Source organism: Streptomyces sp. S.PB5 (assembly GCF_030403745.1).
Taxonomy (GTDB): domain Bacteria; phylum Actinomycetota; class Actinomycetes; order Streptomycetales; family Streptomycetaceae; genus Streptomyces.
In genome coordinates, this window is sequence record NZ_JAQMWP010000001.1 from 173,233 (window position 1) to 195,500 (window position 22,268).

Annotated in this window: 19 protein-coding genes; 10 read left to right on the plus strand and 9 right to left on the minus strand. The window is 69.9% G+C overall.

The genetic code is table 11. From position 1 onward, the window contains the following. Positions 1–108 precede the first annotated feature (108 nt). On the plus strand, positions 109–1,626 hold the full coding sequence (locus PH203_RS00810; protein WP_289914893.1) for an alpha-N-arabinofuranosidase: 1,518 nt from the start codon (positions 109–111) through the stop codon (positions 1,624–1,626). Between the two features lie 16 nt (positions 1,627–1,642). Here the strand turns inward: PH203_RS00810 and PH203_RS00815 are convergent, their stop codons facing one another. Together PH203_RS00815 and PH203_RS00820 are read right to left on the minus strand one after the other, a co-directional pair. Then, positions 1,643–2,761, minus strand: a complete 1,119-nt coding sequence (locus tag PH203_RS00815) for a hypothetical protein (protein WP_289914895.1) — start codon at positions 2,759–2,761, stop codon at positions 1,643–1,645. Positions 2,762–2,791: 30 nt separating this feature from the next. Continuing rightward, a complete protein-coding gene (locus PH203_RS00820) occupies positions 2,792–5,740 on the minus strand; it encodes a beta-galactosidase (RefSeq protein ID WP_289914897.1) in 2,949 nt (982 codons plus the stop codon). A gap of 92 nt (positions 5,741–5,832) precedes the next feature. Here PH203_RS00820 and PH203_RS00825 point away from each other — a divergent pair, with 92 nt between their 5' ends. The 5 genes from PH203_RS00825 (at position 5,833) to PH203_RS00845 (ending at position 10,109) form a co-directional block, all read left to right on the plus strand. After that, complete coding sequence (locus PH203_RS00825) at positions 5,833–6,291, plus strand: Rrf2 family transcriptional regulator (RefSeq protein WP_289914899.1); 459 nt, start codon at positions 5,833–5,835, stop codon at positions 6,289–6,291. A 169-nt stretch (positions 6,292–6,460) separates the two neighbouring features. Then, positions 6,461–7,111 carry a DUF4360 domain-containing protein gene (locus tag PH203_RS00830; RefSeq protein WP_289914900.1) on the plus strand — a complete coding sequence of 217 codons (651 nt, stop codon included), beginning with the start codon at positions 6,461–6,463 and terminating at the stop codon, positions 7,109–7,111. Between the two features lie 131 nt (positions 7,112–7,242). Continuing rightward, positions 7,243–8,679, plus strand: coding sequence for an ATP-binding protein (locus PH203_RS00835; protein ID WP_289914902.1), 1,437 nt, complete (start codon positions 7,243–7,245; stop codon positions 8,677–8,679). Between the two features lie 85 nt (positions 8,680–8,764). Beyond that, positions 8,765–9,193 (plus strand): MerR family transcriptional regulator, encoded by a 429-nt coding sequence (locus tag PH203_RS00840; RefSeq protein WP_289914905.1) that lies wholly within the window; start codon positions 8,765–8,767, stop codon positions 9,191–9,193. A 76-nt stretch (positions 9,194–9,269) separates the two neighbouring features. Continuing rightward, a complete protein-coding gene (locus PH203_RS00845) occupies positions 9,270–10,109 on the plus strand; it encodes a carboxymuconolactone decarboxylase family protein (RefSeq protein WP_289914907.1) in 840 nt (279 codons plus the stop codon). A gap of 82 nt (positions 10,110–10,191) precedes the next feature. On the opposite strand, the gene PH203_RS00850 is transcribed toward PH203_RS00845, so the two are convergent. Together PH203_RS00850 and PH203_RS00855 are read right to left on the minus strand one after the other, a co-directional pair. After that, positions 10,192–10,386 carry a DUF397 domain-containing protein gene (locus PH203_RS00850; RefSeq protein ID WP_289914909.1) on the minus strand — a complete coding sequence of 65 codons (195 nt, stop codon included), beginning with the start codon at positions 10,384–10,386 and terminating at the stop codon, positions 10,192–10,194. Beyond that, positions 10,383–11,168, minus strand: a complete 786-nt coding sequence (locus tag PH203_RS00855; protein ID WP_289916583.1) for a helix-turn-helix transcriptional regulator — start codon at positions 11,166–11,168, stop codon at positions 10,383–10,385. The genes PH203_RS00850 and PH203_RS00855 overlap by 4 nt, the downstream gene beginning before the upstream one ends. A 173-nt stretch (positions 11,169–11,341) precedes the next feature. Here PH203_RS00855 and PH203_RS00860 point away from each other — a divergent pair, with 173 nt between their 5' ends. Next, positions 11,342–11,863 carry an ATP-binding protein gene (locus PH203_RS00860; protein ID WP_289914911.1) on the plus strand — a complete coding sequence of 174 codons (522 nt, stop codon included), beginning with the start codon at positions 11,342–11,344 and terminating at the stop codon, positions 11,861–11,863. Here PH203_RS00860 and PH203_RS00865 read toward each other — a convergent pair. Together PH203_RS00865 and PH203_RS00870 are read right to left on the minus strand one after the other, a co-directional pair. After that, a complete protein-coding gene (locus PH203_RS00865) occupies positions 11,806–12,228 on the minus strand; it encodes a hypothetical protein (protein ID WP_289914912.1) in 423 nt (140 codons plus the stop codon). The genes PH203_RS00860 and PH203_RS00865 overlap by 58 nt on opposite strands. A 189-nt stretch (positions 12,229–12,417) precedes the next feature. Beyond that, positions 12,418–14,034, minus strand: a complete 1,617-nt coding sequence (locus PH203_RS00870) for a histidinol-phosphate transaminase (RefSeq protein WP_289914914.1) — start codon at positions 14,032–14,034, stop codon at positions 12,418–12,420. A 334-nt stretch (positions 14,035–14,368) separates the two neighbouring features. Here PH203_RS00870 and araB point away from each other — a divergent pair, with 334 nt between their 5' ends. The 3 genes from araB to araD are packed head-to-tail and all read left to right on the plus strand — an operon-like array spanning position 14,369 to position 18,350. Continuing rightward, complete coding sequence (gene araB / locus PH203_RS00875; protein ID WP_289914916.1) at positions 14,369–16,063, plus strand: ribulokinase; 1,695 nt, start codon at positions 14,369–14,371, stop codon at positions 16,061–16,063. Between the two features lie 12 nt (positions 16,064–16,075). Beyond that, a complete protein-coding gene (gene araA, locus PH203_RS00880) occupies positions 16,076–17,593 on the plus strand; it encodes an L-arabinose isomerase (protein ID WP_289914917.1) in 1,518 nt (505 codons plus the stop codon). A 31-nt stretch (positions 17,594–17,624) separates the two neighbouring features. Further along, positions 17,625–18,350 (plus strand): L-ribulose-5-phosphate 4-epimerase AraD, encoded by a 726-nt coding sequence (gene araD / locus PH203_RS00885; RefSeq protein WP_289914918.1) that lies wholly within the window; start codon positions 17,625–17,627, stop codon positions 18,348–18,350. A gap of 4 nt (positions 18,351–18,354) precedes the next feature. Here the strand turns inward: araD and PH203_RS00890 are convergent, their stop codons facing one another. The 3 genes from PH203_RS00890 to mmsA all read right to left on the minus strand — a co-directional run bounded on the left by PH203_RS00890 (position 18,355) and on the right by mmsA (position 22,264). Further along, positions 18,355–19,401, minus strand: a complete 1,047-nt coding sequence (locus tag PH203_RS00890; protein ID WP_289914919.1) for an aldose epimerase family protein — start codon at positions 19,399–19,401, stop codon at positions 18,355–18,357. 71 nt (positions 19,402–19,472) lie between these two features. Then, positions 19,473–20,717 carry a multiple monosaccharide ABC transporter permease gene (gene mmsB / locus PH203_RS00895; RefSeq protein WP_289914920.1) on the minus strand — a complete coding sequence of 415 codons (1,245 nt, stop codon included), beginning with the start codon at positions 20,715–20,717 and terminating at the stop codon, positions 19,473–19,475. Then, complete coding sequence (mmsA, locus tag PH203_RS00900) at positions 20,714–22,264, minus strand: multiple monosaccharide ABC transporter ATP-binding protein (RefSeq protein WP_289914921.1); 1,551 nt, start codon at positions 22,262–22,264, stop codon at positions 20,714–20,716. Before mmsA ends, mmsB begins: the two co-directional genes overlap by 4 nt. Positions 22,265–22,268: the final 4 nt, after the last annotated feature.

Sequence of the window (22,268 nt, forward strand, 5' to 3'; positions counted from 1 at the left end):
TCGCGGTTCGTGAATATCTGTCCGGGCCATTGACTAGAAAGCGCTTGCTACTTACGTTTTGTTCGAGGCTACGGGTGTCATTCGAAATCCCGTTCTCGAAAGGACCCCATGAGTAAGTCCACCGCCCGCTTCACCCTCGACCCCGCCTTCACCGTCGGCCAGGTCGACCCCCGTCTCTTCGGATCCTTCGTCGAACACCTCGGCCGCTGCGTCTACACCGGCGTCTTCGAGCCCGGCCACCCCACGGCCGACGCCGAAGGCATCCGCACCGACGTCCTTGAACTGGTCCGCGAGCTGGGCGTCACCACCATCCGCTACCCCGGCGGCAACTTCGTCTCCGGGTACAAGTGGGAGGACTCCGTCGGCCCCGCCGAGGACCGCCCCCGCCGCCTCGACCTCGCCTGGCGCTCCACCGAGACCAACCGGTTCGGCCTCTCCGAGTACATCGCCTTCCTGAAGAAGATCGGCCCCCAGGCCGAACCGATGATGGCCCTCAACCTCGGCACCCGCGGGGTCGCCGAGGCCCTCGAACTCCAGGAGTACGCCAACCACCCCGCCGGCACCGCCCTCGCCGACCTCCGCGCCGCCCACGGCGACAAGGAACCCTTCGGCATCAAGCTGTGGTGCCTCGGCAACGAGATGGACGGCCCCTGGCAGACCGGCCACAAGACGGCGACGGAGTACGGCCGCATCGCCGCCGAGACGGCCCGCGCGATGCGCCAGATCGACCCGGACGTCGAACTCGTCGCCTGCGGCTCCTCCAGCCAGTCCATGCCCACGTTCGCCGAGTGGGAGGCGACGGTCCTCGCCGAGACCTACGACCTCGTCGACTACATCTCCCTGCACGCCTACTACCAGCCCGAGAACGGCGACATCGACTCCTTCCTGGCCTCCGCAGTGGACATGGAGTCCTTCATCGAGAACGTGGTCGCCACCGCCGACCACGTGGGCGCGAAGCTCAAGTCGAAGAAGAAGATCAACCTCTCCTTCGACGAGTGGAACGTCTGGTACATGTCGAAGTGGCACGAGATCGAGAACTCCGGCGCGCGTGACTGGGCGGAGGCCCCCCGGCTCCTTGAGGACAACTACGGCGTCACCGACGCCGTCGTCTTCGGCTCGCTCCTCATCGCCCTGCTCCGGCACGCCGACCGCGTCACCGTCGCCTGCCTCGCCCAGCTGGTCAACGTGATCGCCCCGATCATGACCGAGCCCGGCGGCCCGGCCTGGCGCCAGACGACCTTCTTCCCCTTCGCCCAGGCCGCCAGGTACGGCCGCGGCGAGGTCCTCGACGTACGGGTGGACTCCCCGACCTACGAGACGGAGAAGTACGGCGAGACCGACCTGCTGCACGCCACCGCGGTGCGCGGCGAGGACGGCTCGGTCACCGTCTTCGCGGTCAACCGCAGCCGGACGCAGGCGCTGCCGCTCGAAGTCGCCCTGGGCGCGCTGAACCTGACGTCCGTCGTCGAGCACAGCGCCCTCGCCGACGCCGACCCGGACGCGCGCAACACCCTCACCGACCCCGAGCGGGTCGCCCCGCACGCGGTCGAGGGCACCGCACTGACCGACGGCACCCTGACCGCCGTACTCGAACCGCTGTCGTGGAACGTGATCCGGCTGGCCTAGCGGGCCGTGGGGCGGGTCAGCGCTCGATGCGCACCTGTGCGGGCGGATACGGCGAGGAGGAGTCCGTGCCGACGGCCCAGTACCCGCCCGCACCGGGAACGGCCGCAAGTCCGTTCAGCAGCACGGGAGTCGGGGAGAGCGGGCCCCGCTCGCTCACCCACGCCTTGCCCTCCCAGCGGAGGTGGTGGGCCCGGGTCTGGTCCCAGAAGTCCCAGCCGGCGATACGGTCCGGGCCGCCCTGTCCGTCGTCGGTGATCGCGGTGAGCATGCCCACGGTGAACGGGGCGGTGACGTACGTCCACGCGTCGCCGTCCCAGTGGCGCAGGGTGACCGACGGCGGCTTGCCGGGCGGACCGCCGACCCCGTAGTCGTACCCGATCAGCCATACGTCGTCGGCGGCGACCGGGAGCAGCCCGGTGACGTAGGGGCGCAGACCGGCCGGCGCGGGGAGCTCGGTCCAGGTCTCGCCGTCCCAGCGGGCGACGAGGGCGGCGTCGTACACCCAGACGTCTCCGTCGGGGGCCAGGCGCAGGCCGGCCGGGGCGGACGTGGGCCGGGCCGGGGGCGGGGTCACCCAGGTCCAGTCGTCGTCGCCCGTGCCGTGGAGCAGTACACAGCCGTCGCTGTTGCGGCCGGAGAGCCATACGCGGTCCTCGGCGTCCAGTGTCACCCCGGTGAGGGCCGTCCCCCGCGCCGACCGTCCGGCGAAGTCGGCCTCCTGCCAGGTCGCTCCGTCCCAGCGCAGCAGCTGGGCGACACCGCTCGGGCCGGTACCGACGGCCCAGGCCGCGCCGTGCGAACCGGCGACGGAGGTCAGATACCCGGCGCCGAGGCCGAGGTGGGCGAGATCGAGTTTCGTCCATGCCTCGCCGTCCCACACGAGGGCCAGCGGTGTCCCGCGGGTGCCGCCGCTGCGGCCCTCCTCGCCCACGGCCCACGCGAGGTCGGGGCCCGCGGCGGCCACGCTCAGCAGCTGGGCGGCCGGGGTGCACACGGGCGGCGGGACGGCCTCCCACTCGTGCGGCCCGACGACCCGGGGGACGGGCGCGTCCCTGGTGGCCCCGCCGGTCTCCGGGGCGATGCTCAGCGCCGCCCCGGCGCCGAGTAACCCGCCTATGAATCGCCGTCTTCGCACGAGGTTCTCCTCCTCAGACGTACTTCACCCTCAGACGTTCTTCACCGGCACCCCGCCCGCCGCCGCGCCCAGCAGCGTCAGCCGTACGTCCCTGGGGCCCGCCTGGGTCGTACCGTCCGAAAGGACGGCCAGGGCGAGGGTGTTGGTGCCCCTGGTGCGCAGGATGCCGTTCGGGAGAGCGAAGGTGTGCTGGGGGCCGACATCGTTGATGTACTGGCCCATGTTCCAGCCGTTGAGGAAGATCTGCACCCGGTAGGCACGGTTTTGGTCGTCGTCGAGGGTGAGGGCGACGGACGCGTCGGTGCCGGGGTCGACGGAGAGCCGGAAGGCGGTGCGGTACCAGGTGACGCCCTGGCGCCGGTCGGCGCGCGGGAGTTCGACCGGCTCCCAGTCGCCGTCGTCGAGGTCCGGGAGGTGCCAGCCCTCCCGTTCCCCGTAGAGGCCACCGTTGTTGAGCGGCCCGCGCACCGGGTCTGCGGCCGTCTCGCCCTGGAGCCGCCAACTCACCTTCGGGGCAGCCCCCTTGAAGGTGACCCCGGTCAGTCCGCGGGCCGCCTTGTGGGTGTCACGAACCTCGTCGTCCAGGTCGTGCTGCATGCGGCGCACGAGGACGGACAGCACGCCGGAGTCCCGCTCGTCCAGCTGCTCGCGGAGCTTCTTCGGGAGGGCGAAGACCGCCGTGTCCGTCCAAGTGCCCTGCCGGGCCGTCTCCTTGTCCGGCACCGGCATCCGGTGCGTCCCGAGCGGCTCCCCGTCCAGCCAGGCCATCAGCAGGCCCTGGGTCCCCGTGCTGTAGGCGAGGGAGACCGACTTCGCGCCCTTCGCCCCGGTGACCCGGCCGCGGTACCAGACGTCGCCGTAGTGGAAGCCGTAGTCGTCCGCGAAGAGGACGGGCTGCCCGTCGGGGACGGGGGTGGAGCTGAAGGAGGTCTCCTTCTCGGCCCTGACCCATGCCGAGTCGTCGAAGCCGGGCGCGGACTCGGGGTTCTCCGTCCGGCGGCGCCAGCCGTCCAGCGCGGGCAGCGTCAGCGGCTCGGGCCCGGGGAGGGGCTGGAGGGCGAGGAGGCTCGTGGTGGCGCTGAGCCGGGTCGGCACCCGTCGCCCGTTCCAGGTGAGGTTCTCGATGCCGCGCGGCCCCCACACCTCGAAGCCCGTCGACACGGTCGTGTCGCCGGTGACATGCGCGGTGGCGCCGTCCAGGGTGATGTCCCGCACCAGCGACGGGCCGTACGCCACGACCGTCCCGGACGGCGTCTCGTACGGCCACACCCGCGCCGCCCAGGCGTCGTCGGCGAACAGGAGCAGCAGCGGACGGTCCGAGCCGCCGCCCTCGACCATCAGCCGGGACATGCCGCCGACGCCGAGCGGCACCGTCACCCGCAGCAGCCCGCGGTCGTAGATCCACGCCGGTTCCATGTCGAGGCGGGTCGCCTCCGGCTCCTGCGGGCACTCCAGGACGACCTGTGCCATGTCGCCGGTCCGGCCGGAGAACAGGGCGATGTCCTGCCGTCCGGCGGCGGCGAAGAACATGAGCTGGGCGGTCGCGTACTTCAACTTCCGTCGGCCGAGCCGGAGTTCGGTGGTGAGCAGCCGGGCGTCCCGCGCCGGCACGGTCACCGGCACCTCGATCCCGGCGTCGGGCAGAGGCGTCGAGACGTCCTCGGCTGAGTCGTTGCGCACGACGTACACATGGGAGCCGGTGTCGGGGTTGGTCAGGTGGTAGACCTTCAGCCGGTCGTCGGGGGTCGTCACGTCCTTGCCGCGGTCCAGCCTGGCGAGGTCCGGGATGTGCCGCAGCGCATGCCCCAGCTGGTGCATCGGGGCGAGCTTCGCGGTCTGCCGGCGCCCCTCGTCGAGGGCCGCCCCGTAGTCGTACGACGTGTAGACCTGCGGCGCGGGCAGCCAGCCCCACGAGGTGCCGCCGTAGGTCATGTAGACGTTGTGCAGCGTGATCCCGTTGGCCAGGTTGGTGAGATGGAAGCGCCGCTCGTACGCCGCGTCCCGGGTCCGGCGCGCCTCCTCGTACCCCTTGCCGCCGGACTGCGCCCCGCCCCACGGATCGGGCCGGCCGCCGCCGAACTCCGGGAGGAAACCGGGCGTCCTGGGGCTCGCCTTCGCCCCCTCGGTGCCGTAGCTCCCCCAGTCCGGCGGGATCTCCCCGGGCTCCGGATACCCGTCGAAGCCGTACAGCCAACTCCCCTTCTCGCCACCGGTGCCGAACGTCCCGGGGGCCCAACGCCCCTCGCGCGTCCGGTCGTTGTGGAAGAGGGGTACGTCGATCCCGTCCGCCCGCACCTTCTTGTACAGGTGGGACATGTACGCCCGGCCGCCGGCGTCCGTGACGTCGTACTCGTTCTCGATCTGGTAGAGCAGGACCGTGCCCGCGCCCCGCGTGTACTGGTGGCGGACGGCGATCTCGTTCACCCGCGTCAACCACTCGTCGGCGTACCGCAGATACGTCGGGTCTGTCGTCCGGGCCCGGCCCTCGGTCGCCGTCAGCCAGCCCGGGAAGCCGCCCGCGTCGACGTCGGCGCCGATGTACGGACCCGGGCGCAGGATGACGTACAGGCCGGTCTCGGCGGCCGTGCGCAGGAACAGGCCGAGGTCGCGGACGCCGGTGAAGTCGTACCGGCCGGGCGCGGGGGAGTGGTGGTTCCAGGCGACATGGGTGCTGACCGCGTTGTAGCCGTGGGCGCGCAGTTTCTGCAGCACGTCCCGCCACAGCGACGGGCTCGGCAGCCGGAAGGGGTGCATCTCGCCCGACCACAGGACCAGCCGGCGGCCGTCGACCAGCAGCGAGTAGCGGTCGAAGCCGACGGCGTGCGGGCGGCCGTCGGCGGACGGCGGGGCGGGCGGCGGGCCGGTGGGCGCGAGTCGCGGCGCGGCGGAGGAGGGCAGCGCACCGCCACTGCCGGTCAGCGCCAGACCGAGCGCCGTCGTACCGGCCAGGGCGCTGAATGTACGTCTGCTGAGCTCCACGCGAGCGTCGCCTCCTGTTGTGCCTGCGTTTCCCGGGACGCGAGTGAGGGACCATTCTCCACGCCCGGCGGGGCACGCCTCACAATGGGTGCATGAGGATCTCGGCACGAGCGGACTACGCGGTGAGAGCGGTACTGGAGCTCGCCGTGCGCCAGGGCGACGGGCCCGTCAAGGCGGAGACCATCGCCGCCGTGCAGGGCATTCCGCACAAGTTCCTGGAGGGCATCCTCGGTGACCTGCGGCGCGGTGGTGTCGTCGACAGCAGGCGCGGCGGGGGCGGCGGCTACCGGCTGGCCCGCGACCCCGGGAAGATCACGGTCGCCGATGTGATCCGGGCCGTGGACGGCCCGATCGTCTCGGTCCGGGGCGAGCGCCCGACCCAGCTCTCCTACACCGGCTCCGCCCAGCCGCTGCTGCCGCTGTGGATCGCGCTGCGGGCCAACGTCCGGCGCATCCTGGAGGGCGTGACCATCGCCGACATCGCGGCGGACGCCCTGCCGGAACCCGTACAGGCGCTGGCGGCGGAACCGGCCGCGTGGGAGAACCCGTAGAACGTCTCGGCACTGCGCAACGGCCCCTTTTTTCCGCAGAGTTCGGGCAGTGTGAAGAAGCTGTGAAAACTGTGTCTGTGAATGGCTTGAGTTCGCCCTGACCACGGGGCGGGTCTCTCCCTACGGTCCGGGGTGCGACAACCACCCCCCAACCCTTCAGGGAGAGACCATGGCTGGTGGACTTCTGCTGGGCGGCGCGCTCGCCGCCCTGCTCACCACCGCACTGCCCGCACCGGGCCCGTCCGACGGCTTCGAGGACCCGCCGCCGGACAAGATCGTCATCAGGGTCGCCACGGTGAACGGCTCCGGCTGCCCCGCGGGTACGACCGCCGTCGCGGTCTCCGAGGACAACACGGCCTTCACGGTGACCTACAGCGACTACCTCGCCCAGGCGGGCGGCGGCTCGGATCCGACCGCCTTCCGCAAGAACTGTCAGCTCAACCTGGTCGTCCACGTCCCGCAGGGCTTCACCTACGCCATCGCCAGCGCCGACTACCGGGGCTTCGCCGCGCTCCAGACGGGGGCGAGCGGTACGCAACGAGCCTCGTACTACTTCCAGGGCTCGTCGCAGACGGCGTTCAAGAACCACCCCTTCAGCGGCCCGCTCAACGACAACTGGCAGGCGACGGACACCACCGACTGGGCCCAACTGGTCTGGGCGCCCTGCGGAGTTCAGCGCAACTTCAACATCAACACGGAGCTGCGGGTCAACGCGGGGACGAGCGCCGCGAACAAGGTCAGCTTCATGACGATGGACTCGACGGACGGGGACATCAGCACGGTGTACCACATGGCGTGGAAGGAGTGTCCGGAGTCGTGAGGTGAACGCCTCGGGTCCCGCCGCCGGCGGGACCCGAGACCCCGCTGAGGCTCGGCTCGCGCGCCCCACCCCTGAATGGTATCGATGGAGATACTATCTCTGGTGATACTTTCTCTCGCGGGAGGCTTGCCGTGCGGCGTTTCATCGGGCGGGACCGTGAGCTGAAGGTGCTCAGCGACGCCCTGCAGGCGGTGGGCGATGCCGTGGGTTCGGATTCGGCGAAGCCCGGTCAGTGTGTGCTCATGCGCGGGCGTCGGCGAGTGGGCAAGTCCAGCCTCGTCGAGGAGTTCCTCCGGCGCACCGGGACGCCGTACCTCTTCTTCACCGCGGCGGGCGGCACGGCGGAGGACGAGCTGGCGGAGCTGCTCGACGCGGTCGCCACGTCCACGCTCCCGGAGCGGGGGCTGTTCGCGGAGGAGGCGCCGGGGCAGTGGAACGCGGCGCTCAGGCTCCTCGCGGAGATCCTTCCCGACGACAGCCCGAGCGTGGTCGTCATCGACGAGGTCCCGTATCTCATGGACCGCATCGACGCCTTCGAGGGCATGCTGCAGCGGGCCTGGGACCGGCTGCTCAGCCGTAAGCCGGTACTCCTCCTCCTGGTCGGGTCCGACCTGTCGATGATGGAGGCCCTGAACAGCTACGACCGGCCCTTCCACCAGCGCGGCCGGGAGATGGTCGTGGGGCCGCTCAACCCCGCCGACATCGGCGAGATGCTCGGCCTGTCGCCGGCGGCCGCCTTCGATGCCGCCCTGATCACGGGCGGACTGCCGCTGATCTGCGCGGAGTGGCGGCCCGGGGCGGATGTGTGGGAGTTCCTGCGCGGCTCCCTCGACAACCCGATCTCCGCGCTGCTGGTCTCCGCCGAGCGCTCTCTGGCCGCGGAGTTTCCGCCGCAGGCCATGAGCAGGGAGGTCCTGCGGGCCATCGGAAGCGGGGAGCGCACCTTCACCAACATCGCGCGTGCGGCAGGCGGCATCGCGCACACGACGCTCACCCGCGCGACGGACGTCCTCACGGAGAAACGGGTGGTGGCGGCCGAACTGCCCCTCTCCCTGCGGCCCTCGAAGGAACGCCGCTACCGGGTGGCCGACCCCTACCTGCGGTTCTGGCTCGCGTTCCTCGATCCCCACATGGCGGAGATCGAGCGGATGCGCGGGGATCTCACCCTGAACCGGATCAAGGAGCGGTGGACGAGCTGGCGGGGCCGCGCGATCGAGCCCCTCGTCCGGGAATCCCTCGCGCGTCTCCTGCCGGACGGGCCGCTGCCCGCCGCCCCGGCGATCGGCGGGTACTGGACCCGCAGCAACGACATCGAGATCGACCTGGTCGGCGCCGACCGGCAGCCCGTGGCCAAGGAACTCCTCTTCCTCGGCTCGGTGAAGTGGCTGGAGAAGACGGCGTTCGACAGCCACGACCTGGCCGCGCTGCAGAAGCACCGCGCGGCGATCACCGACCAGCCCGTGCCGCTCGTGGCGGTCTCCCGCAGCGGCGTCAGCTGTTCAGGGCTCCAAGGGACGTACGGCCCTGAGGAGTTGCTCAGCGCGTGGCGCGCGCCGCGATCGCGGTGACGGAGCCGGCGCAGGCGGTGGCGGCGGGGTGTGAGTGTGAGAGTCCCCTTGCGTTGAAGCGCGCTTCAACTCGTACGGTCGTCGTGTGGCGACCGAGGAGATCGATGAGATCGATGAGATCGACGGGACTCTGACCATTGCCGAGACGTCCGAGCTGACCGGGTTCAGCCCTTCCACTCTCCGCTACTACGAACGCATCGGGCTGATCGACGGCGTGGCGCGCGGCCATGACGGACGGCGCCGCTATCAGGCGGCGGATCTGACCTGGATGGCGTTCTTGCTGCGGCTGCGGACGACCAGGATGCCCATCCGGGCGATGGTGGCGTTCGCGAAGCTGCGCCGGAGCGGAGACGCCACCGTGAGGGAGCGGCTGGAGCTGTTGCGGAGGCATCAGGCGCAGGTCAGAAGGGAGTACGAGGCCGTCATGCGCAGCCTCGACGCCATCGACGACAAGATCGCGTACTACGAACGACTCGTGGAGGAACGGGATGGGGACAGCGGACGAGAGGCCTGACGCACAGCGGGGGGAAGCGGCGGGCAGGGACAGGCGGGCCCTGCTGCGCTACGGAGCTGTGGGAGGGGTCGGCGCGATGGCGGCCACCCTGACGAGTCCGGGCGTGGCGGCGGCCGACGGTGCGGATCGTGAGCCGTCCAAGCGGTATACGCGGGGCGCCGCTCGGATGAAGGAGATCGCCGGTGAGGACGCCCTCGCCACGGTGGAGGCCCTGGAGGACATCGCCCCGGATCTGGGGCGCTTCGTGGTCGAGTTCGCGTACGGGGATGTGCACGTACGGCCCGGACTCGATGTGAGGCAGCGGCAGTTGGTGACCCTCGGCGCACTGACCGCCGCCGGGGACACCGCCCCGCAGCTGCGATTCCACATCGGTGCGGCGCTGTATGTCGGACTGGATGCGGCGCAGGTGGTGGAGGCCCTGATCCACCTCGTTCCCTTCGTGGGGTTCCCGCGGACGCTCAACGCCGTGGCCGCCGCGCGCACCGTGTTCGAGGAGCGCGGGGTGCGCATCGACCCGATCGAGGTGGAGCCCGGCGGGAACCGTTATGCGCGCGGGGAGGCCAAACTGCGGGAGGTCGACGGCGAGCACGGCATCGAGGTGATCGCGTCACTGAACGACATGGCGCCGGATCTCGGCCGGTACATCGTCGAGTTCGCCTTCGGAGACATCTACACGCGACCGGGGCTCGACCTGCGGCAGCGGCAGCTGGTCACCCTGGGCGCACTGATCGCCTTCGGTGACACGGCACCCCAGCAGAAGGTGCACTTCAACGCCGCGCTCAGGGTGGGGCTCTCACCGCGGCAAGTGATCGAGACGGTCATCCAGACCGTCCCGTACACGGGATTCCCCCGCGCGCTCAATGCCGTCGGCGTCCTGCGCGAGGTCTTCGAGGAGCGCGGGATCCGCTCCGTCTGACCCCATTCGACGGGTTGGCCGGTGGTCCGTCGTCATCGAGGTCGATGACGGTTCTGGCCATGTGGGTGATGCCTTCTCTGGCTCAGTGAGTGGCGCGCGCCGCTACCGAGGTGACGAAGTCGGTCCAGGTGGTGGGGGAGGCGGTGAGGTGGGGCCCCTGTCGGTTCTTGGAGTCGCGGATGTGGATGGTGGCGGGGGTGTGGGCGACCTCGACGCAGTCGCCTGATCCGCTGCTGCTGTAGCTCGACTTGAACCAGGGGAGTTCGTCGGTGCTCATATGTCTCCTCGCATCCGCTCCAACAGGCTCACGGAGTCTTCGAGGGGGAGAGCCTGCGAACGCATCCTGGCATACCGCTGCTTGAGCACGCCCACAATCTTGGGGTCAGAGATCAATTGCCCGCTCTCCGGGGCCTCGGTGTAGGCGAACCACCTGTTGTCGGGCGTTTCCAGCAACTGCATAGGGCCGTGCAGTCCCGCGTGGGATATCCGTGCCAACGGCATGATCTGGACGTCGACATTCCGGAGCTCTGCGATCTCCAGCAGGTGATCGATGAGTTCGCGGGTCACCTCTGCTCCCCCTGTGCGCCGCAGTAACAGCTGCTCCTCCAGGATGAAGCCGAAGGCGGTGTGCGGGCATTCCCGGAGCAGCTGTTGCCGTTGCGCTCGGGCGAGCCACTGTGCCTCGATCTGCTCATCAATCAGCGGCGGCAACTCGTCGGCGAACAGTTGCCGCGCGTATGCCTCCGTCTGCAACAACCCCGGAACCAACCGGCATTCGTACGTGTACAGCGTGATCGCATCCGCCTCCAGCCCCGCCCACCGTCGGAACCAGGACGCCAACCCCGGCTGTCGAGCCAGCTTTGGGAACGACTTCCGCAGCACCCCCGTGTTCCCGGTCGCCGCCTCCCCCTGCTCCACCAGTGCCACATCCGGCATCCGGCGCCCCAACTCCACAGAAGCCACCGTGTGCTTGGAGAACCCCACCAGCTCCCCGAACTCCTCCCTGCTCAACCCCGCATGCTCCCGCAGCGCCTGCAGCACCGCCCCGAACGTCCGCATGCTGTCCGACGACTCCGGTTCAACCCCACCGCCATCGACCACAGTCGGTCACCTCCCGCGCACATGGTCACGGCCAGTAACGCGTACTGTCCACCCCGTAACCGTGTACTCCCGCGCAGAGTACGCGGCGTAGACCTGGGGAAACGGCTCTCGGACCCGCCAGATTGGGTCCCATGACCGCACCTCCCACGCCACCCCATCCAGTTATCGCACGCACATTCACCCAGCGTCTCAGCTCAACGCCCCGCGCCGCCCGTCTCGCCAGACACCTCGCCCTGCACCAGCTCCACAGCTGGGGCATCCCGCACGGCAGTGACACCTCCGACAAGGTCGCCGTGATCGTCGCGGAGCTCGCCGCGAACGCGGTGACCCACGGCCGGGTGCCGGGGCGGGACTTCGAGTTGCGGCTCGCTCTGGTCACCGGCAGCGTCCGTGTCGAAGTGACCGACACCCGTGCGGAGTCGAGACCGCCCGCCCCCGGCGTCGTACCGCGGACGGGTCCCCTCGACGAGGGCGGCCGGGGGCTCGTGCTCGTCGACGCGCTCGCGGACCGGTGGGAGGTGCTGGACCGCGAGCCGCCCGCGAAGACGGTCCGGGCCGAGGTGGACCTTCCCGTTCGCGGGCGCTCAGTCATGCGTCAGTTGGCGGCACAGACGGACCGGGAGCTCCAGGTGCCGAAAGAGCCGCTGACGTAGCTGCCGTTGTCGACGAGGCCGACCCGGAAGTAGAAGCAGGCGTCCTCGTCCATGTTGGTGTTGTAGGTCCACGCGTTGTCCGTGTTCCACCCGGTGTATCCGCCGGTGTAGTCCACGTTGATCTTCGCGTCCTCCTTGGAGGGCGCGCCCGTGGTGGGGTTCGTGTACTGCAGCCGTACACCCCTGCCGTCGGAGCACGTGTCGAGGAAGCGGAAGATGTCGCCGTAGTCGGTGAAGGTCACGACTCCGCAGGAGTCGGAGGAGGCCAGCGTCGTGTTGGTCGCGGCGTGCGACGAGGTGGCCGTCGCGACAGTGAGTACGGCGGCGGTGAGGGTGGGTATGGCGATGCGGCTGAACTTGGGCATGCCGGTGTCTCCTTGCGGAACAGGGGGTGGACGCGGGCCGTTCACATGAGGGCCACGACGTGATCGGACTATGCCCAATATTTGATCTCTGTACAAGACTTCTTCGCTCGACGAGCCCTGTGACGTGCGTCCGAATCGGAATCGACGGTCGCCGTCCGACAGCCGCCCCCTACGGCGAACAGGCGACCGTCACGCCCCCGCGGCGTTCGGCCAGCTACCGGCGTTGGGCCACCCGGTGGCCGGCGCGGGCGTGAGCCCGTTGGTGCCCCGCACCTGTGCCGCCGTGAGCCCGCCCCGCGCCGGAACCCCCGGCGGGGTGGGCCCCTGGGGCGCGGCGAACGGATTCGCGGCCGCCGCGGCCGGAGCAACCGCGGCCGCCGGAGCGATCGGAGTCGGCGCGGGCGCCGGCATGGGCGTGGGTACCGGCACCGGGGCTGGCGCCGGGGCCGGGGCCGGCATCTGTGCGGCGGCCGGCATCGGCATGGGCATACCGACCCCGTTCGACTGGTCGTAGGCGGCGGCAGCCGGCATCGGCGCGGCGACCGGCATCGGCGCGGCGGCCGGCATCGGCTGGACCTGCGGAGCGAGCTGCACGCCAGCGCCGTTGGTCGATCCGACCAGCCGGTCCACGGCCGCCGTACCCGAGCTGTAGCTGGTCCCGGTAGCCAGCTCGGGCACGGCGGCTCCCCTCCTGGTCCCGTAGAGCACCTGTTCCAGACCGGACACCAGGCGACGCACGTCCGTCTGGGGGCGCACCACGAGTCTCAGGAAGCGGCTGGACGAGCCGATCTTGTTGCCGCACTCGCGGACCAGGATCCGGTGTTCGGAGAGCAGCCGGTCCCGGACCACGGTGCCCTCGGCGCCCACGGGGAGGCGCACGAAGAGGAAGTTGCCCTGGGAGGGGTAGACGGTCAGACCGGGGAGGGCGGAGAGCTGGCTCGACATGTCGAGACGGTCCCGGCGGACCTGCTGGAGGCTCTGCGCGTACTCGGCGCCGTGCTCCTTGAGCATGAACACCACGTGCTCGGCGAAGGCGTTGAGGTTCCACTTCGGCAGCATCGAGCGGATACGGCCCGCGAGCGCCGGGTTGGCGACCATGTAACCGAAGCGGATGCCGTGCAGGCCGAAGTTCTTGCCGAGCGAGCGCAGGACGATGACGTTCGGGCGCAGCATGGCCTCCTGGACCACCGAGGGTTCGGCCTCGGCGTCCGCGAACTCCAGGAAGCTCTCGTCGATCACGACCAGGTCCAGGTCCGCCATCGCGTCCATGAACTGCACGATCGCGTGCTTGTGCAGGAACCCGCCGTCGGGGTTGTTCGGGTTGCAGATCACGGCCGCCCGCGTCCCCCGGGCCCGTATGAACTCGGCGTACTGCGCGAGGTCGAGGGCGAAGCCGCTGGACTCCTGGAGCGGGAACATGTCGACCCGCTTGCCGGTCTCCATCGGCTGGTCGGTCCAGCGGCCGAACGTGGGGACGGGGATGGCGAGGGACTCCCGGACCAGCAAGTGGTCGATCCAGGTGATGAGTTCGGTGGAGCCGTTGCCCATCGCCACGGCCTGCGGCGGGAGTTGGAGCAGGTTGCAGAGCTCGGACGTGATGGTGTCGGCGCTGCTCGGGTAGTACGTGATGATGTCGCGCAGACGGGCGGACATCTCGTCCCACATCCCCGGGGTGGGGAAGTAGGGATTGACCGGAATACAGAAGTCGATCGGGCCGGCCCCGTCTCCCGCCGCCCGCGTCAGCGCAGCCATGGAAGGGCTGTGTGCCGCGTTGGCTCGGAACAACGAGGTGACGTTCTCGGCCATGGAACCTCCGTATGGGGCGGACCCGGCGGGGACGACCGGGACCGTCGTCTTTGGGTGGCCCGCGCGGGGGAGCACGGGCCGCTCTTACATACGGAGGCTGGGGTGGCGCTGTTCAACTGCTGAGAAATAGTTGAGAACTTGTGTGTCGCCTGTGAAGGGCGGCCGCGCGCCGGCCTCTGGTCCGAGTGGCGCCCGGTTCACCGCCGTTCGACCCCTCTCGCGGGACCTGACGGCCCATGCCCAGGGGGTGTCGCCCCGGACAGCATGGTTCTTGGGGCGCAATCACAAGTCGAACGATGGTCGATATATCGAACGTTCAGGAGGGGGCCGGCCCATGAACGCCGAGCACGCCGAGCGGTACGACCACGATCCCTGCGTCGTCGGAGTCGACTTCGGCACGCTGTCGGGGCGGGCCGTGGTGGTCCGGGTCGGTGACGGCGCCGAGTTGGGGACGGCGGAGCACGTGTACGCGCACGCCGTCCTCGACCGGGAGCTGCCCGACGGCACCCCGCTGCCGCCGGACTGGGCCCTGCAGGTGCCCGCCGACTACCTCGACGTCCTGCGCCACGCGGTGCCCGAGGCGCTGGTGCGGGCGGGCGTGCGGGCGGACCAAGTGATCGGTATCGGTACGGACTTCACCGCCTGCACGGTGCTGCCCGTCCTGGCCGACGGCACACCGCTGTGCGAACTGCCGGACCTCACCGGCCGTCCGCACGCCTACGTCAAACTGTGGAAGCACCATGCCGCCCAGGCCCAGGCCGACCGGATCACGGCGCTGGCCGCCGAGCGCAAGGAGCCCTGGCTGGAGCGCTACGGCGGCAGGATCTCCTCGGAGTGGGAGTTCGCCAAGGCGCTTCAGGTCCTGGAGGAGGACCCGGAGATCTACCACCGGACCGAGCGGTGGCTGGAGGCGGCCGACTGGATCGTGTGGCGGCTGTGCGGGACGTACGTACGCAATGCCTGTACCGCCGGCTACAAGGGCCAGTTCCAGGACGGCGGTTACCCGTCCCCCGGCTACCTCGCGGCGCTGAACCCGGACTTCGCCACCTTCGTGACCGGCAAGCTGGAGCACCGGATCGGTCAACTGGGCGAGCTCGCCGGACGGTTGACCGCGGAGGCCGCCGCCTGGACGGGGCTGCCCGAGGGGATCGCCGTCTGTGTGGGCAACGTCGACGCCCATGTGACGGCGCCCGCTGCGACCGCGGTGGAACCGGGCCGGATGGTCGCCATCATGGGCACCTCCACCTGCCATGTGATGAGCTCGGACCGGCAGGGCGCGGTGCCGGGCATGTGCGGTGTCGTCGAGGGCGGCATCCTGCCGGGGCTGTGGGGATACGAGGCCGGACAGAGCGGTGTCGGTGACATCTTCGGCTGGTTCGTACGGACGGGCCTGACCGCCGAGTACGCCGAGCGGGCCGCCGCGGCGGGCCAGACCCCGCACGAGTACCTGACCGCCCTCGCGGCCGGGCAGCAGGTGGGTGAGCACGGTCTGGTCGCCCTGGACTGGCACAGCGGCAACCGGTCCGTCCTGGTCGACCACGACCTCAGCGGTGTACTGGTGGGGCTGACGCTCTCCACCCGGCCCGAGGACATCTATCGCGCGCTGCTGGAGGCCACCGCCTTCGGCACCCGCACCATCATCGAGGCGTTCGAGACCGCGGGCGTGCCGGTGCGGGAGCTGATCATCGCGGGCGGCCTGACCAGGAACGCGCTGCTGATGCAGATCTACGCCGACGTCACCCGCCGTCCGCTGAGCCTCATCGCCTCCGCGCAGGGACCGGCCCTGGGCGCCGCGATGCACGCAGCCGTCGCCGCCGGTGCCTACCCGGACATCCGCGCCGCCGCCCACGCCATGGGCAAGGTCCACCGGGACGTCTACCTGCCCGATCCGGAGCGGGCCGCGTCCTATGACCGTCTGTACGCCGAATACCGGCTGCTGCACGACCACTTCGGCCGCGGGGGCAACGAGGTGATGCACCGCCTGCGCCGTATCCGCACCGCGGCCTCCGCCCGAACCGGATCTCTGTGAAAGGAACGCGCCATGACCGCACCGACCGAGACATACCCGGCCCAGGAGATCTGGTTCCTCACCGGAAGCCAGGGCCTGTACGGCGAGGACGCCCTGCACCAGGTCGCCGACCAGTCCCGTCGGGTCGCCGACATCCTCGGCTCCCACCCGGAGATACGCGCGCGGATCGTGTGGAAGCCGGTCCTCACCGATGCCGCCTCGATCCGGCGGGTGTGCCAGGAGGCCAACGCCTCCGACACCTGCAGCGGCCTGATCGTGTGGATGCACACCTTCTCCCCGGCCAAGATGTGGATCGCCGGGCTCAGCGTCCTGGACCGGCCGGTGCTGCATCTGCACACCCAGTTCAACCTGTCGCTGCCCTGGTCGAGCCTCGACATGGACTTCATGAACCTCAACCAGGCCGCCCACGGCGACCGCGAGTTCGCCCACATCGAGTCCCGGCTGGGCGTACCCCGCAAGATCGTCGCCGGTCACGCCACCGATCCCAGGGTCATCGGCCGGATCGCGGCCTGGTCCCGCGCCGCGGCGGGCCGGCAGGCCTCGCGCACCCTGCGCCTCGCGCGGTTCGGCGACAACATGCGCGATGTCGCGGTGACCGAGGGGGACAAGGTCGAGGCGGAGCTGCGCTTCGGGTACTCCGTGAACACCTACGCCGTGAACGATCTGGTCGCCGTCGTGGACGGCGTCCCGGACAAGGAGGTCGCCGAACTGGCCGCCGAGTACGAGGAGTTGTACGACGTTGTGCCGATCCTGCGCTCGGACGGCCCGCGCCATGACTCACTGCTGTACGCGGCCCGGCTGGAACTCGGCCTGCGCGCCTTCCTCATCGACGGTGGTTTCACCGCCTTCACCACCAACTTCGAGGACCTGGGCAGACTGCGTCAGCTGCCCGGCCTGGCCGTCCAGCGCCTGATGGCCGACGGCTACGGATTCGGCGCCGAGGGCGACTGGAAGACCTCCGCGCTGCTGCGCACCGTCAAGGTCATGGGTCTCGGACAGGCCGGCGGCACGACCTTCATGGAGGACTACACCTACCACTTCGGCCCCGGCGTCCCCCGTATCCTCGGGGCGCACATGCTGGAGGTCTGCCCGTCCGTCGCCGCGGGGCGGCCCCGCTGCGAGATCCACCCGCTGTCCATCGGCGGCCGGGAGGACCCGGTCCGGCTCGTCTTCGACGCGACACCCGGCCCCGCCCTGGTCGTCGGGCTCTCCGACCTCGGCGACCGGTTCCGGCTGACCGCCAACGCCGTCGACGTCGTCGCCCCCAGCGAACCGCTGCCCTACCTGCCGGTGGCCCGGGCCGTGTGGAAGCCGCGTCCCTCCCTGGCCGAGTCGGCCGAGAGCTGGCTGCTGGCCGGCGCCCCCCACCACACCGTGCTCAGCTCGGCCGTCGGCCTGGAGACCCTGAGCGACTACGCGGCCATGGCCGACGTCGAACTGCTCACCATCGACGAGAACACCTCGGCGGACCGGCTCGCCAAGGAGATCAGGTGGAACTCCGCCTACTACCGCCTCACCCGAGCCCTGTGATCCCCGGGAGACAAGAGAGGAGGGGGCCGCGATGACGACCGTACGCGTCCGCGACACCTTGCGGCAGGAGGTACTGGAGGCGAACCTGGCCATCCCCCGGGCCGGCCTCGCCACCCTCACCTGGGGGAATGTGAGCGGGGTCGACCGGGAGGCAGGGGTCTTCCTGATCAAGCCCTCCGGAGTTCCGTACGAGGACCTGAAGGCGGACGACCTGGTGACGGTGCGGCTGGCGGACGGAGCCGTCGTCGACGGCGGCCTGAGGCCCTCCACCGACACCGAGACGCACCGCTGCCTGTATCTGGCGTTCCCGTCCATCGGCGGCGTGACCCACACGCACTCCACCCACGCGGTGGCCTTCGCCCAGGCCCGCCGGGAGATCCCGGTCCTCGGCACCACGCACGCGGACACCTTCAACGGGCCCATTCCATGCACCCCCGACCTCACCGCGGACCAGTGCGCGAAGGACTACGAGTACAACACCGGCCGGATCATCGTCGACCTGCTCGACGGCGACGACGACCGGGCGGCCGAGGTCCCCGGCGCGCTGGTCGCCAATCACGGTCCCTTCACCTGGGGCGCCACCGCCCGCAAGTCCCTGGAACACGCCGTCATCTGCGAGGCCGTGGCCGACATGGCGATCCACACCCTGGCCCTGGCGGCCACCGCCCCGCCTCCGCGCCACCTGCTGTACCGGCACTACACCCGCAAGCACGGCCCCGACGCCTACTACGGCAACCCGGAGGTGACGAGCCTGTGACGGGTCAGCCGCCGAACGAGTGGACCGTCGTCGTCCGGTAGGTCTCGCCGGGCCGCAGCACGGTCGACGGGAACGACGGGTGGTTGGGCGAGTCCGGGAAGTGCTGCGTCTCCAGGCACAGGGCATCACCCTGGCGGTAGATGCGGCCGTTCGGCCCGACCAGCGTGCCGTCGAGGAAGTTGCCCGAGTAGAACTGCAGGCCCGGCTCGCTGGTGGCGATCCGCAGGGTGCGTCCGGAGGCGGGGTCGTGCAGCGTCGCCGCATGCTCCGGCTCGGCCGTGATCCCCTTGTCCAGCGCCCAGTTGTGGTCGTACCCCTTGGCCGCGAGCAGCTGCGGATGCTCGGTCCGCAGGTCCCGGCCGATCGGCTTGGACTCACGGAAGTCGAACGGGGTGCCCTCGACCGGAGCCAGTTCACCGGTCGGGATCAGCCCCGTGTCGGTGGGGGTGAAACGGGAAGCGGCGATGGCCAGTTCGTGCCCTTCGATCGTGCCGCTGCCCGCCCCGGCGAGGTTCCAGTAGACATGGCTGGTGAGGTTGACGACCGTCGCCTTGTCGGTCGTGGCCTCGTAGTCGATCCGCCAGTCGCCGCGTGCGGTGAGGGTGTATGTCACCCGCGCCTCGAGCGTGCCCGGGTAGCCCATCTCGCCGTCGGCGGAGGTGTACGCCAGGCGCAGGCCGACGTCCGTGCCCTCGGTGAACGGCTCGACCTCCCACACCCGCCGGTCGAAGCCCTCGGTGCCGCCGTGCAGGCTGTTCTCCCCGTCGTCCACGGAGAGTTGGTGGGTCTCTCCGTCCAGGGTGAAGCGGCCCTTGCCGATGCGGTTCCCGAACCGGCCGATCAGCGCACCGAAGTACGGGCTGGAGTCGACGTACGCCTCGATGCGGTCGAAGCCCAGCGAGACGTCGGCGTACCGGCCGTCGCGGTCGGGGATCTCCAGGGACTGCACGATCCCGCCGTACGACAGGACCTTCAGCCGGGTGCCGCCGTTCTCCAGCGACCAGCGGTGGACCTCGGTGCCGTCGGCGAGCCTGCCGAAGAGTTCCTTCACTGCTGTGCCTCCTCTCATGGAAGGGGGCCCCGCCTTCCGACGGGGCCCCCTTCAGCTTCGGTCAGGCCCGGTCATGAACCGACCTTGCGCTTGTTCCACACGTCGAAGCCGACCGCGGCCAGCAGGGCGAGGCCCTTGATGACCTGCTGCCAGTCGGAGCCGACGCTGAGGAGGTTCATGCCGTTGTTGAGGACACCGAGGACGAGACCGCCGATGATCGCGCCGAGGACGGTGCCGACGCCGCCGCTCATGGAGGCGCCGCCGATGAACGCCGAGGCGATGGCCTCGAGTTCGTAGTTCAGGCCCGCCTTCGGAGAGGCCGCGTTCAGCCGGGCGGCGATCGCCAGGCCGGCGAGCGCCGCGAGCGCGCCCATGTTGAGGAAGACCAGGAAGGTGACCTTCTTGTCCTTCACACCGGAGAGCTTCGCGGCCGGCAGGTTGCCGCCGATCGCGTAGATGTGCCGGCCGAAGACCGCGTTGCGCATGAGGTAGCCGTAGCCGACGACCAGCGCGCCGAGGATCAGCAGGATGATCGGGGCGCCCTTGTAGCTGGCGAGCAGCATCGTCACGACGAGGACCGCGGCGACGATCGAGGTGAGCTTGAGCAGGAAGATGTTGCGCGGCAGCACCTCCAGCGAGAACTCCTGCTGGCGCTTGCGGTCACGGACCTCCTGCAGCACCACGAAGACGATCAGGACCAGGCCCAGCAGCAGCGTGATGTTGTGGTAGTTGGTCTCCGGGCCGGTCTCCGGCAGGAAGCCGTTGCCGATCTTCTGCAGGCCGCCCGGGAACGGGCCGAGGGTCTGGCCCTCGAGCAGGATCTCGGTGAAGCCGCGGAAGACCAGCATCCCGGCGAGGGTGACGATGAAGGAGGGTATGCCGAAATACGCGATGAGGAACCCCTGGATCGCGCCCGCCACCGCGCCGACCACCAGGCACAGCGCCACGGCGAGCGGCCAGGACACATCGTGCTGCACGGTCAGTACGGCCGCGAACGCGCCCACGAACGCCGTCAGCGAGCCGACCGACAGGTCGATGTGGCCCGCGATGATGACCAGCATCATGCCGATCGCGAGGATCAGCACATAGGAGTTCTGCAGGACCAGGTTGGAGACGTTGCGCGGCTGGAGCAGCACCCCGTCGGTCCACACCGCGAACAGGGCGACGATCAGACCGAGGGCGATCAGCATGCCGTACTGGCGCATGTTGCGGCGCAGGCCGTCCAGCATCAGCTGCAGCAACCCGCTGTCGGAGGACGGTCCTCCGCTCTTGCCGGGCGGGACCACCGCCGGGCTCTTGGTGACGTCGGTGCTCATCGGGTTACCTCTTTGTCCTTGGTCATCTGTCGCATCAGCGATTCCTGCGAGGCGTCCGCTCGAGAGAACTCACCGGTCAGCCGGCCTGCGGCCATCGTGTAGATGCGGTCGCACATGCCGAGCAGTTCGGGCAGCTCGGAGGAGATGAAGACGACCGCCTTGCCCTGGGCGGCCAGCTGGTCGATGACGGTGTAGATCTCGTACTTGGCGCCGACGTCGATACCGCGCGTGGGCTCGTCCAGGATCAGCACGTCCGGACCCGCGAAGATCCACTTGCTGAGGACGACCTTCTGCTGGTTGCCGCCGGACAGCTTGCCCACCGGCTCGAAGACGGTCGGCGCCTTGATGTTCATGGACTTGCGGAAGCCCTCGGAGACCTTCCGCTCCTCGTGCTCGTCGACGATCCCGCGCTTGGCCACCTTGCCCAGGGCGCTGAGCGAGATGTTGCGGTTGATGGTGTCGATGAGGTTGAGGCCGTAGTGCTTGCGGTCCTCGGTGACATAGGCGATGCCGTGCCCGACCGCCTCGGCGACGGTCTTCGTACGGATCTCCTTGCCGTCCTTGAGGACCGTGCCGCCCGTGTGCCGGCCGTAGGAGCGGCCGAAGACGCTCATCGCGAGCTCGGTGCGGCCCGCGCCCATCAGGCCCGCGATCCCGACGATCTCACCGCGCTTGACGTTGATCGACACATCGTCGACCACCTTGCGCGCCTGGTCGATCGGGTGGAGCACGGTCCAGTCGCGGACCTCGAGGGCCGGGGCCTCGTCCGACTCGCCCTCGTACGGGGTGCGTTCGGGGAAGCGGTGGTCCAGGTCGCGGCCCACCATGCCGGAGATGATCCGGTCCTCGGTCGTCTCCGCGGCCTTCACATCGAGGGTCTCGATGGTCTGGCCGTCGCGGATGATCGTGACCGAGTCGGCGACCTTGCGGATCTCGTTGAGCTTGTGGGAGATGATGATCGAGGTCATGCCCTGCTTCTTCAACTCCAGGATGAGATCCAGGAGTTTGCCGCTGTCCTCGTCGTTGAGCGCCGCGGTGGGCTCGTCGAGGATGAGCAGCTTCACCTTCTTCGAGAGCGCCTTGGCGATCTCCACGAGCTGCTGCTTGCCCACGCCGATGTCGGCGACACGGGTCTCCGGGTGGTCGCTCAGACCCACCCGGCGCAGCAGCTCACTGGCGTGCCGCAGCGTCTCGTTCCAGTCGATGAGCCCGCCCTTGGCGTGCTCGTTGCCGAGGAAGATGTTCTCCGCGAGGGAGAGGTAGGGCACCAGCGCGAGCTCCTGGTGGATGATCACGATGCCGTGATCCTCGCTCGCGCGGATGTCCTTGAACTCGCAGCGCTCTCCCTCGAAGAGGATCTCGCCCTCGTACGTCCCGTGCGGATGGACGCCGGAGAGCACCTTCATCAAGGTGGACTTGCCGGCGCCGTTCTCACCGCAGATGGCGTGGACCTCGCCCTGCCGGACGGTCAGCGTGACGTCCGAGAGCGCTTTGACACCGGGAAAGGTCTTGACGATCGAGCGCATTTCCAGGACGGGTCCCGCCATGGTC